This is a genomic window from Pseudomonas soli (assembly GCF_900110655.1).
In the GTDB taxonomy this organism is placed as follows: domain Bacteria; phylum Pseudomonadota; class Gammaproteobacteria; order Pseudomonadales; family Pseudomonadaceae; genus Aquipseudomonas; species Aquipseudomonas soli.
In genome coordinates this window covers 93,632-110,874 of sequence record NZ_FOEQ01000010.1, presented here as the reverse complement: position 1 = coordinate 110,874, position 17,243 = coordinate 93,632, and the positions used below count along the sequence as shown (strand labels likewise).

General features: G+C 61.8%; 19 protein-coding genes and 1 pseudogene. 9 read left to right on the top strand and 11 right to left on the bottom strand.

Annotated features, from left to right (window positions below):
• The first annotated feature begins 45 nt into the window (after positions 1 to 45).
• The 4 genes and pseudogenes from BMY03_RS20160 to BMY03_RS20145 all read left to right on the top strand — a co-directional run.
• The gene (locus BMY03_RS20160) at positions 46 to 429 is read left to right on the top strand and encodes a c-type cytochrome (RefSeq protein ID WP_094012080.1); all 384 of its coding nucleotides are present in this window, start codon (positions 46 to 48) and stop codon (positions 427 to 429) included.
• A gap of 473 nt (positions 430 to 902) precedes the next feature.
• On the top strand, positions 903 to 1,148 hold the full coding sequence (locus tag BMY03_RS20155; protein WP_011534689.1) for a hypothetical protein: 246 nt from the start codon (positions 903 to 905) through the stop codon (positions 1,146 to 1,148).
• A 154-nt stretch (positions 1,149 to 1,302) separates the two neighbouring features.
• A complete protein-coding gene (locus BMY03_RS20150) occupies positions 1,303 to 1,572 on the top strand; it encodes a DUF3077 domain-containing protein (protein ID WP_046854813.1) in 270 nt (89 codons plus the stop codon).
• A gap of 62 nt (positions 1,573 to 1,634) precedes the next feature.
• A pseudogene (locus BMY03_RS20145) lies at positions 1,635 to 2,075 on the top strand (GNAT family N-acetyltransferase); the annotation flags it as partial.
• A 357-nt stretch (positions 2,076 to 2,432) separates the two neighbouring features.
• Here the strand turns inward: BMY03_RS20145 and BMY03_RS20140 are convergent.
• Positions 2,433 to 3,749, bottom strand: coding sequence for an APC family permease (locus BMY03_RS20140; RefSeq protein ID WP_094012078.1), 1,317 nt, complete (start codon positions 3,747 to 3,749; stop codon positions 2,433 to 2,435).
• A gap of 279 nt (positions 3,750 to 4,028) precedes the next feature.
• A complete protein-coding gene (locus BMY03_RS20135; protein ID WP_038706483.1) occupies positions 4,029 to 4,841 on the bottom strand; it encodes a LuxR C-terminal-related transcriptional regulator in 813 nt (270 codons plus the stop codon).
• A gap of 123 nt (positions 4,842 to 4,964) precedes the next feature.
• On the opposite strand from BMY03_RS20135, the gene BMY03_RS20130 reads away from it, so the two are divergent.
• The 3 genes from BMY03_RS20130 (at position 4,965) to BMY03_RS20120 (ending at position 6,940) form a co-directional block, all read left to right on the top strand.
• Complete coding sequence (locus BMY03_RS20130) at positions 4,965 to 5,780, top strand: carbon-nitrogen hydrolase family protein (protein WP_094012077.1); 816 nt, start codon at positions 4,965 to 4,967, stop codon at positions 5,778 to 5,780.
• A 124-nt stretch (positions 5,781 to 5,904) separates the two neighbouring features.
• Positions 5,905 to 6,564, top strand: a complete 660-nt coding sequence (locus BMY03_RS20125) for a hypothetical protein (protein ID WP_094012076.1) — start codon at positions 5,905 to 5,907, stop codon at positions 6,562 to 6,564.
• Entirely contained in the window at positions 6,554 to 6,940 is a 387-nt protein-coding gene (locus BMY03_RS20120) for a hypothetical protein (protein WP_028690512.1), read from the top strand. The genes BMY03_RS20125 and BMY03_RS20120 overlap by 11 nt, the downstream gene beginning before the upstream one ends.
• A 13-nt stretch (positions 6,941 to 6,953) precedes the next feature.
• Here the strand turns inward: BMY03_RS20120 and BMY03_RS20115 are convergent, their stop codons facing one another.
• The 3 genes from BMY03_RS20115 to BMY03_RS20105 all read right to left on the bottom strand — a co-directional run bounded on the left by BMY03_RS20115 (position 6,954) and on the right by BMY03_RS20105 (position 9,777).
• Complete coding sequence (locus tag BMY03_RS20115) at positions 6,954 to 7,496, bottom strand: hypothetical protein (protein WP_028690511.1); 543 nt, start codon at positions 7,494 to 7,496, stop codon at positions 6,954 to 6,956.
• A 119-nt stretch (positions 7,497 to 7,615) separates the two neighbouring features.
• Positions 7,616 to 8,488: a contractile injection system protein, VgrG/Pvc8 family gene (locus BMY03_RS20110; protein ID WP_094012074.1), complete on the bottom strand. Its 873-nt coding sequence runs from the start codon at positions 8,486 to 8,488 to the stop codon at positions 7,616 to 7,618.
• 185 nt (positions 8,489 to 8,673) lie between these two features.
• Positions 8,674 to 9,777: a polyamine ABC transporter substrate-binding protein gene (locus tag BMY03_RS20105; RefSeq protein ID WP_094012073.1), complete on the bottom strand. Its 1,104-nt coding sequence runs from the start codon at positions 9,775 to 9,777 to the stop codon at positions 8,674 to 8,676.
• Between the two features lie 138 nt (positions 9,778 to 9,915).
• Here BMY03_RS20105 and BMY03_RS20100 point away from each other — a divergent pair, with 138 nt between their 5' ends.
• On the top strand, positions 9,916 to 10,707 hold the full coding sequence (locus BMY03_RS20100) for a helix-turn-helix transcriptional regulator (protein WP_094012072.1): 792 nt from the start codon (positions 9,916 to 9,918) through the stop codon (positions 10,705 to 10,707).
• Positions 10,708 to 10,754: 47 nt separating this feature from the next.
• Here BMY03_RS20100 and BMY03_RS20095 read toward each other — a convergent pair whose 3' ends face one another.
• Positions 10,755 to 11,186, bottom strand: coding sequence for an MAPEG family protein (locus BMY03_RS20095; protein WP_094012071.1), 432 nt, complete (start codon positions 11,184 to 11,186; stop codon positions 10,755 to 10,757).
• Positions 11,183 to 11,497, bottom strand: a complete 315-nt coding sequence (locus tag BMY03_RS20090) for a DUF2834 domain-containing protein (RefSeq protein WP_094012070.1) — start codon at positions 11,495 to 11,497, stop codon at positions 11,183 to 11,185. The genes BMY03_RS20095 and BMY03_RS20090 overlap by 4 nt, the downstream gene beginning before the upstream one ends.
• 111 nt (positions 11,498 to 11,608) lie before the next feature.
• Here BMY03_RS20090 and BMY03_RS20085 point away from each other — a divergent pair, with 111 nt between their 5' ends.
• On the top strand, positions 11,609 to 12,430 hold the full coding sequence (locus BMY03_RS20085) for a helix-turn-helix domain-containing protein (RefSeq protein ID WP_232888256.1): 822 nt from the start codon (positions 11,609 to 11,611) through the stop codon (positions 12,428 to 12,430).
• A gap of 85 nt (positions 12,431 to 12,515) precedes the next feature.
• Here the strand turns inward: BMY03_RS20085 and BMY03_RS20080 are convergent, their stop codons facing one another.
• From BMY03_RS20080 to BMY03_RS20065, 4 genes are all read right to left on the bottom strand, one after another.
• Positions 12,516 to 12,965 (bottom strand): hypothetical protein, encoded by a 450-nt coding sequence (locus BMY03_RS20080; protein ID WP_084942532.1) that lies wholly within the window; start codon positions 12,963 to 12,965, stop codon positions 12,516 to 12,518.
• Positions 12,966 to 13,064: 99 nt separating this feature from the next.
• On the bottom strand, positions 13,065 to 14,417 hold the full coding sequence (locus tag BMY03_RS20075) for a spinster family MFS transporter (protein WP_094012068.1): 1,353 nt from the start codon (positions 14,415 to 14,417) through the stop codon (positions 13,065 to 13,067).
• Positions 14,418 to 14,596: 179 nt separating this feature from the next.
• Positions 14,597 to 15,850 carry an OprD family porin gene (locus BMY03_RS20070; protein WP_094012067.1) on the bottom strand — a complete coding sequence of 418 codons (1,254 nt, stop codon included), beginning with the start codon at positions 15,848 to 15,850 and terminating at the stop codon, positions 14,597 to 14,599.
• A 63-nt stretch (positions 15,851 to 15,913) separates the two neighbouring features.
• Positions 15,914 to 17,218: a CitMHS family transporter gene (locus tag BMY03_RS20065; RefSeq protein WP_023629242.1), complete on the bottom strand. Its 1,305-nt coding sequence runs from the start codon at positions 17,216 to 17,218 to the stop codon at positions 15,914 to 15,916.
• Between the last annotated feature and the right edge of the window lie 25 nt (positions 17,219 to 17,243).

Below are 17,243 nucleotides of genomic sequence, written 5' to 3'. Positions count from 1 at the left end.
CCAAGGTGTACAACCTACCTGTGACCTGATAAGCGGAGAACAGGTATGAAACGATTAACTTGGATCATATTTACCATTTTAAGCACACAAGCAGCGGCCTCGGACCCATTACCTCAAGGCAATATTGAAAGCGGAAAGAGAATTTTTGCTATCCGATGTTCACAATGCCATACGACCGAAAAGGATGGCCCTAATATGGAAGGCCCTAATCTCCACGGCCTGTTTGGCAGCACTACGGGATTCGCGAAAAACTATATCTACACCGATGGAAACAAATACAGGGGTATAACGTGGGAAACCGCCACACTTTTTGAATACCTACTTAACCCCAGGCATTACATACCCGGAACAAAAATGGCTTTCGCAGGACTTAAAAAGCCTCAAGAACGCGCGGACCTTATCGAATACTTGAGAAATGTCACTCAATAACCCTCAGCTGGATGCGCCGCATAGCGCCTGACAAGGAAAACTTACCCTGAGCTTTAAGCTTATACTGGCTGACCCGAAATCGACCATGAAACTGTTATCCTATCTCTCTCTGCCCACAAAAGCCTTCCCCTAGATGCGAAGGCTTTTTTGAAGGTGGGTACTCATCAAGCTGAAAAATCAGAATCTACCCCTTCCTTGTAGTCCATTTCCCAAACATACTTCTGCCGCCTTTTTTCCGTTGCGGTCTCCCTGGTGGGGCTCTAGTCTCGGCCTATCGTTGCACATCAACGATACAGCTTTGACAGGCTGTGACGGCAAATTGCATGCAGCTCAACCTTTATGGCAGCTGTACGTGCGGGCACGCTTGCGTGCGCCGGAACTTTGCAATTTCCGCCGGTCTGTCAACCCACGTACAGCTGCCACCCTACTGTTTGACAGCAGGCAGGTGGCGGCACCACCAAAGGGAAATTGTTATGTTAAAGATCGTCCCCGATCCACCCCACAACCACCACTCTCTCGAAGACACCATCATCCAGGCCACGGAGTACGCCCTCTGCGCGCAGACCGTGGCGCATCAGGCTGTTCTGCTGCATCCCAAGTCGCCCGTGTCGATTCTGGTCATGGCCGCGATGCATGAAATGGAGGCGCTGCGGGTGCTGCTCGAATCGGCGTTGATTCAGGTGCAGATGCCGCAGGTGGAGCCTCGCACACTGCACTAGGCCGTTAGCCATGGGTTGCCTGGGCTGGCCTCATCGCCGGCAAGCCGGCTCCCACAGAGGATCGGCGTGGCTGCGCGGCAGATGGTGTGTAGCTGATAGCGGATCTAACTGCGAGAGCTCGCCCAGGCACCGATCATTTCAGGGAGATTGAGCAATGAGCACAGACGACACCACGCCCCACACCACGGTGGGCAAGACCCGGTTCTACCAGGGTGAAGGGCATACCGACCCGCTGTTCTGCATCGAACCCGGCATCCCTTGCCAGCACGCACGGGAACAGGCTTCGGAGTTGATGGGCTGCGTGTGCGACCTGACCATCACCGGGATCATGGAGGAAAAACCTCAGCTGATCTGGGCATCGTATTACCTGAGCGCGCTGGCCAAGGCGCTGATGGATGATGCGGAGCTGGGGATGAAGCACTGACTTCACAGGTAAACGCCGCTCCTACACCGACTAAGCTTTGGGCATAAATTCGGGATGTCTCCATGGAATGTCATATCCGCCGCGCTCAGCGCGAAGACGCAGAAGCCATCAGCCGCATCGTGATCACGGCATTGCGCGAATCCAACTCGCGGGATTACCCGGCAGAGGTGATCGCCCAGGTCGAGCAGAGCTTTTCACCTGCGGCGGTCAGTGCATTGCTCGATAGCCGAATGGTATTCGTAGCAGTCAACCAAAACGAATTGCTGGGGACGGCAAGCCTGGATGGCGAGGTTGTCAGGACAGTGTTCGTCGCTCCAATCCATCATCGGACAGGTGTCGGCAAACGGTTGATGGAGGCCGTTCATGCTGCAGCGATCAGGGCAGGTGTCACGGCACTGAGCGTTCCTTCATCCATCACCGCCCAAGGGTTCTACGCGCGCTTGGGGTATCGGAAGCTTCGTGATGAATTCCATGGTGTGGAACGCACCATTGTCCTGGAAAAGTCCACGCTGACCATGACGGAGGCGGCCCTCGCGATTAACGTTTCTTGCGAGCATCTGGCGAAGCTGCTGGATGAGGGAACAATCCCCCATGCCAGCGCTGAAGGCGAGCGGGCTATCGCGTTCTCCGAGCTGATTGCCTACAAGGACAACCGAGACAAGGGCAGCCGTGTGGTGATGAATGAGCTGGCAGCCCAAGCCCAAGACCTGAAAATGGGTTATGAGTGAGTCCACTCACATGCGCTCGGCCTAACCCAGCAGGGTGTTCATTCGAGCGTCGCAGTGCTTGGCACCGGCACTGCCGATGATCGCGGGGCAAGCCCGCTCCCACCAGATACCTGACCTGGAAACCCTGCGCTTTCAGGTCTCGACCTCCATGAGCCCCGGCGTGGGCTTGCTGAACCCCGCCGTCAGCCACATCAGGTACAACCCGCCACACACCAGCCAAGCCACCCCGGCCAGTATCACCACCGTGCTCAGCAGCGACAGCAGATACAGGTTCACCCCAATCGCCAGCAGCGGAAACACCACGAACCCCACCCCGCTCAACCGCTGCTTGCGCCGCTCACGCAGGTAGTACGCAATCACGCACACATTCACCGCCGCAAACGCCAGGAACGCGCCGAAGTTGATCAGCGAAGCGGCCGAGCTCACATCCGCGCCGATCCCGATCAATCCCAGCCCGGCAATCAGCAACAGGTTGAACACCGGCGTGCGCGCCTTGCCCTGCAGCTTAGCGAAACAACGCGGCGGCAGCACGCCTTCGCGGCCCATGAAGTAAAGCAAGCGGCTGGCGCTGACCTGCACCGCCAGGCACGAGGCGAAGCCGGCGACGATGCCGCCGAGGTTGACGAAGTCGGCGAAGAACTGCCCGCCCACCTCGATCGACAGCGCGTAGGTCGCCGTTTGCGGGTCGGCGAACTGGCCGCCGGGGTGGCTCAGTTGCATCAGGTAGGCCACCGCCGTGAACAGCAGCCCGCCCAGGCTGATCACCAGCAGCACCGCCCGGGGGATGTCGCGCTTGGGCTGCTCGGCCTCCTCGGCCAGGGTGGTCACGGCGTCGAACCCGAGAAACGAATAGGCGGCAATGGCGGCGGCGGCGGTGAGGCCGGTCAAGGTGCTGTGTTCATTCCATACGGGGTGGGTGAAGCCGACCTGGGGCTGGCCGGCCACATAGCGCAGGCAGTAGCCAATGAACAACAGCACCAGGGCCACGCTCAGGACCGTGAGCACTTTGTTCAGGCGATCGGTCAGGGCCATGCCGCTGACGGTCACCGCCGTGGTCAGGCCGATGTTGATCAGCAACCAGCCCCAGGTGGGCACCTGCGGGAACTGGGCGTTGAGGAACACCGACTGCAGCAGCCAGGCGACCATGGGCATGAACAGGTAAGCCAGCAGCACCGCCCAGCCGACCACGAAGCCGCAGCCGGGGCCGAGCAGGCGCTTGGCGTAGTAGTAGGCCGAGCCGGACACCGGGAACAGGCGCGACAGCTTGGCATAGCTCAGGGCCGACAGCAGCATGGCGCCTGTGGCCAGCAGGAAGGCGCTGGGGGCGATGCCGTCGCTGCGTTCGGAGATCACGCCGAAGATCACCATGGCCAGGCTCGGGCACATGTAGGCCAGGCCGAAGACCGTCAGGGAGGTGAGGGAGAGTTTTGCGGGGGTGGCGTCAGGCATGGGTGGCCTCCTGGCGCGCAGGGGCGATGCCACGGGCCGGGCCGTGAGCGAAATGAGCCATGGGTCATCCTCTTGTGATTGTTCTAGGAAATTGCCCAGCCGGTCTGGCTGCACGGGGCGCAGGGACGGCGTGCACAGCAAGTAACTCGGGGATGGCACCGGCTTTGCCGGTGATCGCGGGGCATGCCCGCGCCTACAAGGTGCAGGGCCAGTATGCGGATCCCGGTGCGGATTTCTATAACGTCGAAGGATTAACCTGGGGGTAATGGCGCGGGGGAATCACGGCGCCGGTTGCAGGCTGGCGAGGTCTTCGCCGGCCAAAAACAGCAGTGAGAACAGCTCGCTCTGGGAGTTCACGTCCAGCTTGCGGTACACATTGCGTCTATGGACCTTCACCGTCTCGGCCGACAGCTTGAGCTTGATGGCCGTCTCCTTGTTCGAATGCCCCGACAGGATCAGCCGCACCACGTCCAGCTCCCGCGCCGTGAGCACCGACTCCAGCTGCCGCCGTGCTTCGTCGCGCCCCTGGGCCAGGCCCAGCGCGGGCTTGGCCGGTGCGCGCTCGGGCAGTTGCTCGAAGTGCAGGCGCTGGCGCAGCAGGCCGATCAGCCAGGGACGCACCAGCTCCAGTTGGGCGATGGCCTGGGCGTCGAAACGTGAGCGCCCGCCCAGCGACAGGCACAGCGTGCGCCCATCGCCCAGGGCCAGGTTGAACTGCACCTCGTCGGCGACCACGTTGTGGGTGAAGTACAGGCGGTAGTAATCGGTCTGCTGGAACTGCTCCGGGGCCACGTCGGCCAGGCGCACCAAGCCGGTCAGCGGCCGCTCGCGGCTGCTGATGTAGAACGGGTCGAGCAGGTACAGGCCATTGGCGTACTCGCTCACCAGCGGATCAATGCCCTCGCGCTCGTAAGGGCTCTGGTCGAAAATCAACGGCTTGTCGTGGCTGAACAGCAGCGCCACCCAAGTATCGACCTCGACGAAATCGCCGAGCAGCGTCGCCAGGATGCGCCAGAAGCTCGGCCGGTCGAGGTGCTCGATGCATTGGCCCACACCCTGGTGCCACGAAAGATCCTGCAGGCTCAAGCTCATGCCCTACCCCCGGGTTAACCCGTCGAAGTGATTGTTTTGCCAGTGATTGTTTTCATACTTGCACCACCCTTCGCAAATGTCACTCGCCCGCGGAAGGGTCGGGCCCAGCGAGACGGATTGCCCATGAAGATCGAAGTGGTACAGACGACAACCCGCGACGGCGACACCGCCCACAACCTGCGCGGCATCCTCGAGGCCTTGGCCCAGTGCGCGCCGGACACCGATATCCTGCTGTTCCCCGAGTCGCACCTGACCGGTTTTCTCACTGCGGACGACGTCGGCATGCTGTCCGAAGCCATCGACGGCGATGCCGTGCAGGCGGTGGTCGCGGCAGCGCGCCGGCATGATATCGCGGTGGTGCTGGGGCTGTACGAGAACGACGGCGGCACGTTCTACAACACCACATTGTTCATCGCCCCCGAAGGCATCCTGCTCACCTACCGCAAGACCCACCTGTGGGTGCCGGAGCACGGCATCGTGGTGCCGGGCGACCGCTTCGCCACCGTCGAATGGCGCGGTGTGCGCCTGGGCCTGTTGATCTGCTACGACAGCGAGTTCCCCGAGACGGCGCGAGCGCTGAAGGCCCTGGGCGCACAGCTGATATTGATCACCGACGGCCTGTCCGAGCCGGAGGTCCATGTGCATAGAGTGTCGGTAATGGCGCGAGCAATGGAGAACCAGGTGTTCGCCGTGGTCGCCAACCGCATGGGGTCAGGGCCGGATGGCTGCGTGTTCGTCGGGGCGAGCCTGGCGGTGGACCCGTATGGCCAGACGCTGTTCGAGGCCGGGCGTGGCGAGTCGCGGCATAGCGTGACCCTGGACCTGTCGCTGATCGGCAAGGCCCGCGCCTTCCATGACTACAGCGCCAACCAGCGCATCCGGTTGCCGGGTGAGCGGATCGAGCATGCCAGTGGCGTATGGGAGCTGGTTATCGATTAAAGGAGGACACTCCCGTAACCGACAGGAGTGGTCCATTCAACGAGGCCCGAACCCGGCGCTCGTTCCCTGGCGCAACAACCGAAGCGCGATGCACAATGCCCGCGCCCATAACCAAGGAAGCCGAATGGACACCTCCCTGCTGGATGATTGGCGCGCCTTGGTCGAAGGCCACAGCGATATCGATAAATCCCAGTTCATCGCGCTGTTCAAGGAGCATGGCCAGCCCCACGAGGTGGCCACCATCCTCGAAGGCCACAAGCACGCCCCCGAACTGGCCAGGCGCACGTTGGAAGTGCTGGCTGCCGGCACGCTTCCCTACCTGTACCTGCTCCCCACGCAACGAGGCACGCCAGAACAACTGGCAGCCGCTACCCGGCGATGGTTGGATGTGCAGGCCGACTTTTTCGAGCGGACGGGCGATTCAGAGCTGATGACCCTGACCCGCAATGCGCGGGTGATCTGCAAGCCCATGGCCGACCTCAAGGCTATCGACAACTTCGATATACCGGGCACCTGGGCCAGCGAAGCATTAGGGGATGCGGTTCGCGAAGCCGCCGACTGCCATACCGCCGCCGACTACGCATTGTTCGAGGCCTGGTACGGCATCGCGGCGGACTATGGGCTGGCTTGGTACATCGCCGCCCCGCTCATTGCACTGGACATCGACTTTACCGCCTACTTCGAGCTATGGCGGCTGGGTGGAGCCTTTCTGCACCTGGGGGAAGAATGCTGGGTCGCCCAGCGCTTCGAAGCGTCGACCGAGGGTAACGTCATTGAGCCTTGATCTGTTCCTGGAAGCTGACGCATCGCTTGACGCAGCAGCACTGGCAAACGCCCTGCAAGCAGCTGGCGCGATTGAAGTCACGCGTACAAGCGACAGCCTGGAAGCCTACTTCCCGTCATGGCTGACGCTGACCGCCGACCTCGTCATCACCGACCACACCCTCTATGCAGAGGACACCAAACAGCTCGACTTCAGTGTCGCCACGCGCGCCAGCATCAGGATCAAAGGGCCTGGGCCGCAGGAGCATTCACCGATGGCGGATCTGGACAAGATTGCCAATGCCATTGCGCGGACAGGCTCACGCTTCGTGATCAGCTTTCAATTCGAGCGAACTTTGTATTGGCAGGACGCAGAAGGATTGCATCGCGACGTTTAACCGGCTACGTGCATCAACTGCATTTCAACGCCTCCCCCGTCACCACATCAAAACGGTAGACGGTGTCGTAGAAATCCACGACTTCCACATGGTCAGGCGCCAGCTGAAAGCGCCCGGTGAAGATGTCGGCACCCATGGCCTTCCAGATAACGTCGCCCTCAAGGGACAAACCTGTGATTTCCAGCTCGCCGTGCGAAATCAGTGCACGCTGCCGCGCAGCCCAATAGAGACCGAAACACGTCGCCAGATCCACCTTGCGCGACCAAAGCAGGTCATGGGGAGCGGTCAGCGACACGCAGGCAATCTGGTTGCCCACGGCCAATAGCAGCTTGTCGTCGATCACCAGCGCCGACTGTGCATGTACTCCTGTCCCGCCTCCGCCGGCACCGACCACCAGCAGGCCGAAGTCGTCCAGCATTACGCCATGAACCGATGACACGCCATCGTCGCCCAGGATGATTTCCCGCGCATAACACCGGATATTGTCTGTGGAGTCGAACGTGTAGGTCGGCTCGTCAACGACGGCAATCACACCATATCGAGAGTCGATATTCATCGGTGCGCACCACCGGGGGGGCAGGGAATCGTCAACCATGAGTTTATTGGCAATTATGGGATGCCAATAATTATCAACCTGGAATAATTTCGGATAAAGCTGCCGTGGCCAGAATGAGGCTATCGGCAGCACAGGCACCCACTGACCCGTGGCTGATCGGGATCGTTTCCGAGAAACGAGACCATCACCTCCATCCCCGTTCGCGGAGGCGTGACAGCACAACACCAATCGGAAGCCACCGATAGCCAACAACAACTCTTGTCATCAAACCTGTCCTCAGGATCCCAGGGAAACTTCACCTGAATCCGGGCAAGCCTCTGATCACACCGGCTCTCGTCATCCTCCACGGCAATGACCACGGCGGTCTGGTTCTCCACCACCCGTGGCTTGGCATGAACCAGGGGCGGACGATAAAGCACGCCCCACGGCAGCACCGCCTGGCCATCGGCAAACACCAGCACATGCCCCTGGGCACTGTGCTGGAAGTGAAAACGGATGCCCTCCTCTTCACACAAGCGCTGGACGAAGTGCAGGTCCGTTTCGCCATACTGGGTGCAGTAGTCGCGCTCGGGGTAGCTCGCACTCAGCTCGAAGCGGTAAGCGTCGCCCACGATCCCATGCTCTTCCAGGATCAGGGCAACGATCCTGGGCACCGAGAACTGTTGAAAGATCCGCTGGTTGATGCGGTGACGCAGGTAGGACAAGTGCGGCACCAGGGTCAACCTGTAACGCGCTGAACACGGAGCCTGCCTCATCGGCGCGATGTGGTAGATCCGCCCATGGATGCCATTGCCGTTCATGTCGAAGCTGAAGAACGCCTCGAGGTCGAGGAAGCGTTCAAGGTCCAGGTCGGGCCATTCGCTGGCCAGTTCCACGTTGAAAAAGAAAGGCCTGTTGGCCACCGCTTCCCCGGTGTAGCCGAGCACCTGGAAATCGTGCTCCACGCCTTCGATCGTCAAGTTCAAGTGTGTCTTCTGGGCTGGGCTGAACATCCGCTGTTCTCCTCCGGCTCAAGATGAAATCAGGTACGCAAGACCCGCCCGCCTCGGCTGGGCAGCCGGATACCGCGAGACGATGGTGTTCGCTGGTGCTTGAAGCAATAGGCCGCAGGCAACCTTGGTCAACGCGCTGTCCGGTACTCCCTTGCACCGGGCAGCGGGCGACACGTCAACTCAAGTCAGACGCCACTCTTCACCTTGGTCCAGACCCGCGTGCGGATCCGCTCCAGTTTCAACGGCAGCGGCTCGAGCGGGATCAACGTGGCAATCGTCTTCTTGTCGGGGTAGATCCACGGGTTGTCCCGCAGCGCCTGTTCGACGAACTGGGTGGCGTCCTTGTTGGCGTTGGGGTACAGGGTGTGGTTCGAGGTCTTGGCGATCACTTCCGGGCGCATCATGTAGTTGATGAACGCCATGCCTGCCTTGGGATGGGGCGCATCCTTGAGCAGCACCAGGTTTTCCGACCACACCAGCGCGCCTTCGCGCGGCAGGCTGTAGTTGATCCTGCGCCCGGTGTTGTTCTTCTCGTTGAGGGCCTGGGCGGCCAAGGCGCCGTTGGCCCAGCCGACCACCGCGCAGATATTGCCGTCGGCCATGTCGGTGTCGATGCGCGAGGAATCGAAATACAGCACGTAGGGGCGGATCTTCATCAGCAGGTCTTGCGCCTTCTGGTAATCCGCAGGATTGCTGCTGTTGCTGGGCAGGCCCAGGTAGTTCAGGGCAATCGAGATGATCTCGCTGGGCGAGTCGAGCATCGCCACGCCACAGGACTTGAGCTTGCTGATGTTCTCTTCCTTGAAGATCAGGTCCCAGCTGTCCACCGGCGCCTGGTCGCCCAACGCGGCCTTGACCTTGTTGACGTCGTAGCCGATGCCGGTGGTGCCCCACAGGTAGGGCACCGCGTAGCGATTGCCGGGGTCGTTGACCGCCAACTGGGCGAGGATATCGGGGTCGATGTGCGACAGGTTCCCCAGTTGCGCACGGTCCAGCGGTTGCAGCACGCCCGCCGCGATCAGGCTGGGCAGCACGTTGGAGGTCGCCACCACCACGTCATACCCGGTGCGCCCGGCCATGACCTTGCTCTGCATGATGTCGGCGCTGTCGAACGCGTCCATGTGCACGCGGGTGCCGGTTTCCTGCTCGAACGCCTTCGGCGTCTCCGGCGCGAGCAGCCCGAACCAGTTGTACAGGTGCATCCCGGGTTCGGCGGCCAGCACCGAGGTGCTGATCCCTGCGCAGAGCAGCGAGGCCGAAAAAAGGGTTCGCAAACGTGACCTTCTCATGCAACATCCTTATCGAATCGATGTAACTTCACGGCCATCCTAGGCCCAGTGAGCGACTATACCGGGCAGGACCGGATAGTAAATACCTCGGAATACTTACCTCTGACATGCGAGTTCCTAACCCAAAAGGGGTAGATAATGCCGTTCGACCTGCAAAGCCTGGCCTGGCACCGATCGATCGGCAAGCTGATCATGCAGCTGGACCGTCCGGCGTTCTGGAGTTCGCTGGTTCGGGTATTGAACGAGTACGTGCAGATCGACAACTGGGTGGTATTGATCTTCGCCAGTCAGCAAGTGGAAGTGGTAAGCCTGCCCGAGGTGGCGGATGCCGAAGAGGTCAACGCGTTCATCCATCGCTATGTGAAGGGGCTCTACCTGCTGGACCCGTTCTACATCGCCAACCGGGAAAACCCGCAGAGCGGCTTCTTCCACCTGCTGGATATCGCGCCGGAGTACTTTGTGGAAACCGAGTACTACCACCAGTACTTCGCGCACTACATCTCGGCCGATGAAGCGCAGTACAACGTTCAGCTCGACGCTGACCGCACGCTGTGCATCTCCATTGGCAGCAAGGCGCGCTTCAGCCAGGAACAGATCACCATCCTCGACCTCATCAAGCCCTGGGTGACGGCCTTGATGCACCAGCGCATGGCCTTCGAGGTGGATGTCGAGAAGGACCTTGCCGAGGTACCGCCCTGGCAGGAAACACTGACGCAGCTGGGCGCGCAGATCACCACCCGTGAAAGCGATGTACTGAGACTGCTGCTGAGCGGTTTCTCCAACAAAGAGATTGCCGGAAAGCTTTCACTATCGGCGGAAACGGTGAAAGTGCACCGCCGGAACATTTACGCCAAGTTGAACATCAAGTCGCAGTCGGAATTGTTTGCTCGCTTCTTTGTGCCGAAGTCGGATGCTTTCTGTACCAGTTGAATTCAGGCATCTTGCCTGCCGCCGGCTGCTGCACGCCTGGCAAACCTTCAAGGCGTCGATGCCAGCGCCTCGATGACCAAGGTCGCCAACCCGATCAAACAGATTACCCCCACGCCATAACTCACCGTCCGCCACGGCTGGATACCCGCCAGGTAAGTCACCGTATGCGACACCCTGGCCACGGTGAATACCCCGCTCAGCCAAGCCGTCATGGCAACCGGCGCCTCCAGCACGACCGCCAGGCCGCCCAGCGCGAGGAACATCGGGATGTTCTCCAGATCGTTGCGCCAGGCCTGCATGGCCCGCGTTACCTGCGGCAATTCCTCAGGGCAAGCCGAACGCTTGAACACTGCCGCATCCTCGCTGTTGGTGAAGGTCAGGAAACGCAGGCGGAAGTAGCCCTGGCAGCAGGAAATCGCCAGCATCTTGAAGAACAGCACCACTACGCAGCAGGCGTAGACCGCCAGGGCGCCGCTCATGCCCCTGGCCTCTGCGCCAAGCCCTTGACCACGATGTACAGCAGCGGCCCCAGGGAGACAAAGAGCGCCGTCAGCACCAGATAGGGCAAGACGCCAAGCAACGACCCGCCCCGCTGGCACTGGTCGTTTGCCATCCAGATACAGCCCAGACCGGCCATCACATACAGGTCGATAACGACCTGGGCCGTATCGGGTCGGGACAGCAGATCAAGGCCAAAGGCAAGAAGTGATTGCTCGGCAATCATCAACGTCCAACCGGTGTACAGGGTGAACAGCAGCAACACTGGCAACGCGATCCATCGTGCGTTCATTGGTCGACTCCTTCAGGGCGATGTTGCCGTCACGGTAGTGATAGAGTCGTCCCCGCCTCAATGACCTCACAGGTCATGGATGCTTCAGCCAAGGACAGCCAGAGTCGACGCATGAGCCTTTCTCCCTTTCACCCCACGCAAACACCAGCAGTCACCGACGCCGGCAAGCACCTGCGCCGCCTGCGCCGTCATGCCGGCCTCAGCCAGCTCGACCTGGCGCTGTTGGCGGGCCTGTCGCAACGCCACCTGAGCTGCGTCGAAACCGGCCGTGCCAAGGCCAGCCCAAGCACCCTGCATGCCCTGCTCAGCGCCCTGCAAGTGCCGCTCGAACACTGCAACGAGGTGTTCCTCGCGGCAGGTTACGCACCACGCTATACGGCCTCGGCACCGGACGCCCCAGCCATGAAGATGGTGCATGACGCAGTGGAGCACATCCTGCAGGCCAACAACCCCGCACCGGCCATCGTCATCGCCAGCAACTGGGACATCACGGCGGCCAATGCCAGTGCCGGGCTGTTGTTCACCATGGTTGGCGTACCGACGAGCAGCACCTCGGGCCTGAACCTGCTGGACACACTGCTGCGCCCGGGCGGACTGGGTGATCATCTGGTCAATGCCGATGAGATACGGGCGATCGCCTGGCAGCGGGCGGCCAGGGAGGCGGTGGGCAATCCAGAATTGGCTCGGCGGCTGCAAAGCTTGCCCGTGCCACCCGCACTGGCGCCGGACACACCGCCGTCACCGCTGGTGCTGACCCGGGTGCGTGCTGCCGAGGGCGAACTTAGGTTCCTGTCCACCTTCACCACCTTCGGCATGCCGCAGGACATCACGGTGGCATCGCTACGTATTGAACATCTGGTGCCGGCCGACGATGAAACATGGCAAACCATGACGGCAGCCTATCAACGGGGAATCCGCAACGCCAAGACTTGAGTAACCGGCGCGGCGTCAGGTCTCGATGAACCTCAGTGCCAACCTTCACGACGACAAGCAAGTACTGAGAAACCAAGCTATCCGCTCAATCACTCGCGCTGCTCATCAGTATCCACCGCTGCCCCTGGGTTTGAATGTCGAAGGCAAAATCCCACCACACGGGATACGCAGGGTGCCCTTCGGCAAGCCAGAACCTGCGGATGATGTCGGCCCGGTCAAGACGGACCTGGCCGAGCAGCACCTCTACCAACCTGAGCACTTCGGGACGTTTGGCCGGCAGGTCCAACGGCCCGTAGCCGCCGTCCCCTGGGTGCAGCAGGTGTTCGATGATTTCGCCGCGAGCATCGCTTGCACAGATCGGTGAATCACCACCCACGGTACAACCTTTGCCCACCGAATGACGCAACTGCGCTTCGAGTGGTCTGTCCAGTGCAAAGGGACCATACGCGTTCAACCAGAGCGTATAGTTCATCCCATCCAACAAATGCTCCAGTCGAAGTATTTCGTCTGTCCGGGTATCCATCACCACGCGCATTGACTGTTGCTCTCCTGCTCTTGCGCAAAGATGGGTAGTCTGCGAGAAAACCAAGGGACATGCCAGCAAGTGCTGGCGACCAGGCCGATACACTTGGACTCAAGCCTGCGCGGCTTGCCCCGCCACCGCTGCGCCATCCAGCACCATGCCCTCGCGCATCCGCTGCGCATCCCGGCTGAAACACCGCGAGGCCGCCAGCAGGAACACCATGGTCAGCAACAGGGCCACGGGGATCAGGTACATCGCGTCATGCAGCCCCTGGGCCTTGAACGCTTCGCTCATCGCCACCTCGCCCGCCGCCGCCATGGCCGACACGGCAAAATGATCCGACAGTCCACCGACCACCACCGGCCCCAGGCCACCACCCAGCAGGTACAGCCCAGCGAAGAAAAGCGCCATGGCCGTGGCCCGCAGGCGCGGTTGCACCACGTCCTGGATGGCGGTGTACACGCAGGTGTAGAAGTTGTAGGAGAACAGCCAGCCGACCCCGAACACCGCCACGAACCCCCCCAGTTCGATGCGCCCGGCATGCAGCGCCCAGGCGGTACACAAGGTGGCCACCAGCATGCTCAGCGCGGCGAACACCAGACGGCCGTTGGCGAAGCGCTGGTGCACCTTGTCGGCCATCCAGCCGCCAAGGGTCAGGCCCACCAGGCCGCTCAGGCCGACGATCATCCCGGTGGCCACCGCAGCGTCGTGCAGCGTTAGCGCAAAGTAGCGCTGCAGCATCGGCACCATGAACGAGTTGCAGGCATAGGTGGCGAAATTGAAGGTCAGCCCCGCCAGCACCAGCCAGGCGAAGGTGGGCACGCTCAGTACCCGACGCAGCGGACGGTCGAGCGGGGTCTGAGTGATGGCCACAGTCTCCGCCGCACCGCGCGCGGGTTCGCGGATCATGAAGATGAACAGCGCCAGCAACACGCCAGGCACGGCGGCAATGAAGAACGGTGCGCGCCAGGTACCGAAGGCCTCGACCATCGCACCGATGGTGAAGAACGCCAGCAACAGGCCCAACGGCAGGCCAAGCATGAAGATACCCATCGCCCTTGCCCGCCGCCCGGCAGGGAACAGGTCGCCGATCAGCGAGTTGGCGGCAGGCGCATAGCTGGCCTCGCCGATGCCCACGCCCATGCGCACCAGCAGGAAGCTCCAGAAGCTGCCGACCATGCCGTTGACCGCCGTCAGCCCGCTCCAGGCCAGCAGGCCCCAACCCATGAGCTTGCTGCGTGAACCCGTGTCGGCGATACGTGCCAGCGGCAGGCCGGCGATGGCGTAGACCAGGGTGAAGGCGGTGCCGATGATGCCGATCTGGAAGTCGCTCAGGTGCCACTCCAGGCGGATCGGCTCGATGACGATGGCGGGGATGGTGCGGTCGAAGAAGTTGAACAGGTTGGCCAGGAACAGCAGGAACAGGATGCGCCAGGCGTTGGAGGCTTGGGTGGCGGTGGGCATAGTCGGGTCCCTCGTTATTGTTGTTCGGGGCTTCCAGCACGCCTTTGCAATCTAGAGGGACATCAGGTCATCGTCTGCCAACATTGATCGCGTTGATACCAGCCGATGGGACGCCGCAAGCCCGCCATCAATGCCCACAACCGCCGCCTGGACGCGCACCGTCCACCCAGGATGGACACTCACCAAAGCGCGATGTCGTAGGTCAGGTACACACGGTTGCTGTCGCGACCGCGGGCGAAGTCGGAACGATAGACATAGTTGCGCAACCTCACCCCCAGGCCTTTGAGCGGGCCACCCTGGACCACGTAGGCCAGCTCGGCGTCACGCTCCCATTCCTTGATACCCGCTTCCCCGGCGCGACCGTTGTCGCCGCTGAGGTAACGCGTCATGAAGGTCAGCCCGGGCACCCCTGCGGCGGCGAAGTTGTAGGCATAGCTGGCCATCCAGGTTTTTTCCTGCTCCTCGATGAACTTGCCGATACCGACGTTGCTGAACGAATACACCGTTGCGCCGCTGATATAGGGCAGCCCCGCCTCGCCATCAAGCACCTGGTAGCCGGCACCGACCGTATGCCCAGAATGCGCATACGCCAGTTGCCCGCTGTACAGATCGTTGTCGATGGCGCCGCCATGGGCGGCACCGCTGTCGCGGCTCCTGAAGTAGCGCAGGTCGGTGGTCAGCACCCCGCCGGCCAGCGGCAGGTCATGCACCAGGCCTGCGAAGTCCTGGCGATAGAAGCCGTCGAGCCGGGCGTGGAAGTAGCTCAGGCGCAGCGGCTTGCCCACCGCATAATCGGCACCGACGTAGGAGAAATCACCGGACGCGTTGCCGCTGTAGCCATCCAGGTACAAGCCGGTGCTGTCCGAGGAGTCGCGCAACTTGAACTTGTCCAGGTGACCGGCGGTGAGGCTCAACCCATCGATGTCGGTGCTGGTCAGCTGCGTGCCCTGGTAAGTCTGCGGCAACAGCCGCGCGTCGTTGTAGACCAGCACCGGAGTCTTGGGCAGCAAGGTACCGTGCTTGATCACGGTCTGGCCCAGGCGCGCCTTGGCAGTCAGGCCGGCGCTGCTGAATTCGTCCGCGGCCCGACCGTCGTCGTGCACCGGCAACAGACCGCTACCGCTGCGACCGCGTCCGGAGTCCAACCGCACGCCCACCAGGGCCAGGGCATCGAGCCCAACGCCCAAGGTACCCTGGGTGAAACCGGACTGGTAGTCGAGCAAAAAGCCCTGCGCCCACTCGGTCCGCTCATGCTTGGCGGAGGCCGCCGCGCGCGGCGTCAGGCCCTGCTCGTCACGGAAGTTCTCGTTGAAATAGACGTTGCGCAGCTGCAGCTTGAGCTTGCCGTCGTCGACGAATCCGCCAGCGCCGGCAACGGGCAACCAGCCGCAGAGCAGGCCACAGGTGGCCCCACGGAAAACACTTCGGGACATGATCGGTACTCTGTTGTTGTTCTTGGATGAGCGGTGGGCGGGCGCCGCGCGGCGCCCGGTGATTCACACGAAGAAGGACAAGGCGCCTGTGAGCAGCGCCAGCGCGGTGATCACCAGCGAGGTAAGCACCGCCCACTTGACGGTGGCTTTCTGGAAGTCGCCGATATCGCGGTCGACCATCCCCACCAGCAACAGGGTCGAGGCTACCAACGGGCTCATCAGGTGCACCGGCTGCCCCAGTACCGAGGCCCGGGCGATTTCCACCGGGTCGATGCCATAGGCCGCGGCCGCGTTGGCCAGGATCGGCACCACCCCGAAATAGTAGGCGTCATTGGACAGCACGAAGGTCAGCGGCATGCTGGTCAGCGCCACCACCAGCGGGAACCAGTGGCTCCAGGCGTCGGGAATCCAGTCCACCAAGGTCTGGGCGAGGGCGTCGACCATTTTGGTGCCGGAGAAGATGCCGGCGAATATGCCGGCGGCGAACACCAGCAGCACGACGGTCATGGCATTGCCCGAGTGGGCGAGGATGCGCTCCTTCTGCAGCTCCAGCTGCGGATAGTTGATCATCAACGCGGCGACGAAACCGATCATGAACAGCAGCGCGGAATGCATCACGCCCATCACCAGCGCGGTCATCACGGCGATCACCAGCAGCAGATTCACATAGGCCAGGCGCGGGCGCTTGTGCGGGTTGTCGCCGAGGATTTCCTTGATGTAGCAGTTGCCGCCCCCTGACGCCAGGGTGACATTGCCGATGCGCCGACGCTCGGCGCGCCCCAACAAATAGGCGGTGAACACCACCCAGGCCGCGCCACCGATCACGGTGGGCAGCATCGGGATGAAGTATTCGGTCGCATCCAGCCCCAGGGCGGCAATGGCCCGGGTGGCCGGCCCGCCCCAGGGGCTCATGCCACTCATGATGCTCAGCGACAGCATCGACACAGTGGCCAGGATCATCGGGTTCATGCCGATGCGCTTGTACAGCGGCAACATCGCCGCGCAGGTGATCATGTAGGTGGTGGTGCCGTCGCCATCGAGTGCCACCAGCAGCGACAACAGCGCGGTGCCGATGGCGATCTTGATCGGATCGCCGTTCACCCGCTTGAGAATCTTGCGAATCAAGGGGTCGAACAGGCCGGCATCGATCATCAGGCCGAAGAACAGGATGGCGAACAGCAGCAATGCCGCCGAGGGCGCCACCATCTTCAGACCATCGAGCATCATCTTGCCGAGCTCGGGAGCGAAACCGCCGATCACGGCGAAAACGATGGGTACCACTGTGAGCGCGACGATCGGCGACAGGCGTTTGCTCATGATCAGGTAGGTGAACGTCACCACCATGATCAGGCCCAGGAGTGCGAGCATGGTATTTTCTCTTGTTTTTATTCTG

What these genes read in the sequence shown, in the direction of transcription:
- BMY03_RS20150 (WP_046854813.1), top strand. Translation starts at nt 1,303, where the DNA reads ATGAGCACAGACGACACCACGCCCCACACCACGGTGGGCAAGACCCGG.
- BMY03_RS20105 (WP_094012073.1), bottom strand. Translation starts at nt 9,777, where the DNA reads ATGAGAAGGTCACGTTTGCGAACCCTTTTTTCGGCCTCGCTGCTCTGC.
- BMY03_RS20065 (WP_023629242.1), bottom strand. Translation starts at nt 17,218, where the DNA reads ATGCTCGCACTCCTGGGCCTGATCATGGTGGTGACGTTCACCTACCTG.
- BMY03_RS20070 (WP_094012067.1), bottom strand. Translation starts at nt 15,850, where the DNA reads ATGTCCCGAAGTGTTTTCCGTGGGGCCACCTGTGGCCTGCTCTGCGGC.
- BMY03_RS20095 (WP_094012071.1), bottom strand. Translation starts at nt 11,186, where the DNA reads ATGAGCGGCGCCCTGGCGGTCTACGCCTGCTGCGTAGTGGTGCTGTTC.
- BMY03_RS20135 (WP_038706483.1), bottom strand. Translation starts at nt 4,841, where the DNA reads ATGAGCTTGAGCCTGCAGGATCTTTCGTGGCACCAGGGTGTGGGCCAA.
- BMY03_RS20160 (WP_094012080.1), top strand. Translation starts at nt 46, where the DNA reads ATGAAACGATTAACTTGGATCATATTTACCATTTTAAGCACACAAGCA.
- BMY03_RS20115 (WP_028690511.1), bottom strand. Translation starts at nt 7,496, where the DNA reads ATGAATATCGACTCTCGATATGGTGTGATTGCCGTCGTTGACGAGCCG.
- BMY03_RS20090 (WP_094012070.1), bottom strand. Translation starts at nt 11,497, where the DNA reads ATGAACGCACGATGGATCGCGTTGCCAGTGTTGCTGCTGTTCACCCTG.
- BMY03_RS20130 (WP_094012077.1), top strand. Translation starts at nt 4,965, where the DNA reads ATGAAGATCGAAGTGGTACAGACGACAACCCGCGACGGCGACACCGCC.
- BMY03_RS20080 (WP_084942532.1), bottom strand. Translation starts at nt 12,965, where the DNA reads ATGCGCGTGGTGATGGATACCCGGACAGACGAAATACTTCGACTGGAG.
- BMY03_RS20075 (WP_094012068.1), bottom strand. Translation starts at nt 14,417, where the DNA reads ATGCCCACCGCCACCCAAGCCTCCAACGCCTGGCGCATCCTGTTCCTG.
- BMY03_RS20085 (WP_232888256.1), top strand. Translation starts at nt 11,609, where the DNA reads ATGAGCCTTTCTCCCTTTCACCCCACGCAAACACCAGCAGTCACCGAC.
- BMY03_RS20155 (WP_011534689.1), top strand. Translation starts at nt 903, where the DNA reads ATGTTAAAGATCGTCCCCGATCCACCCCACAACCACCACTCTCTCGAA.
- BMY03_RS20100 (WP_094012072.1), top strand. Translation starts at nt 9,916, where the DNA reads ATGCCGTTCGACCTGCAAAGCCTGGCCTGGCACCGATCGATCGGCAAG.
- BMY03_RS20110 (WP_094012074.1), bottom strand. Translation starts at nt 8,488, where the DNA reads ATGTTCAGCCCAGCCCAGAAGACACACTTGAACTTGACGATCGAAGGC.
- BMY03_RS20140 (WP_094012078.1), bottom strand. Translation starts at nt 3,749, where the DNA reads ATGCCTGACGCCACCCCCGCAAAACTCTCCCTCACCTCCCTGACGGTC.
- BMY03_RS20125 (WP_094012076.1), top strand. Translation starts at nt 5,905, where the DNA reads ATGGACACCTCCCTGCTGGATGATTGGCGCGCCTTGGTCGAAGGCCAC.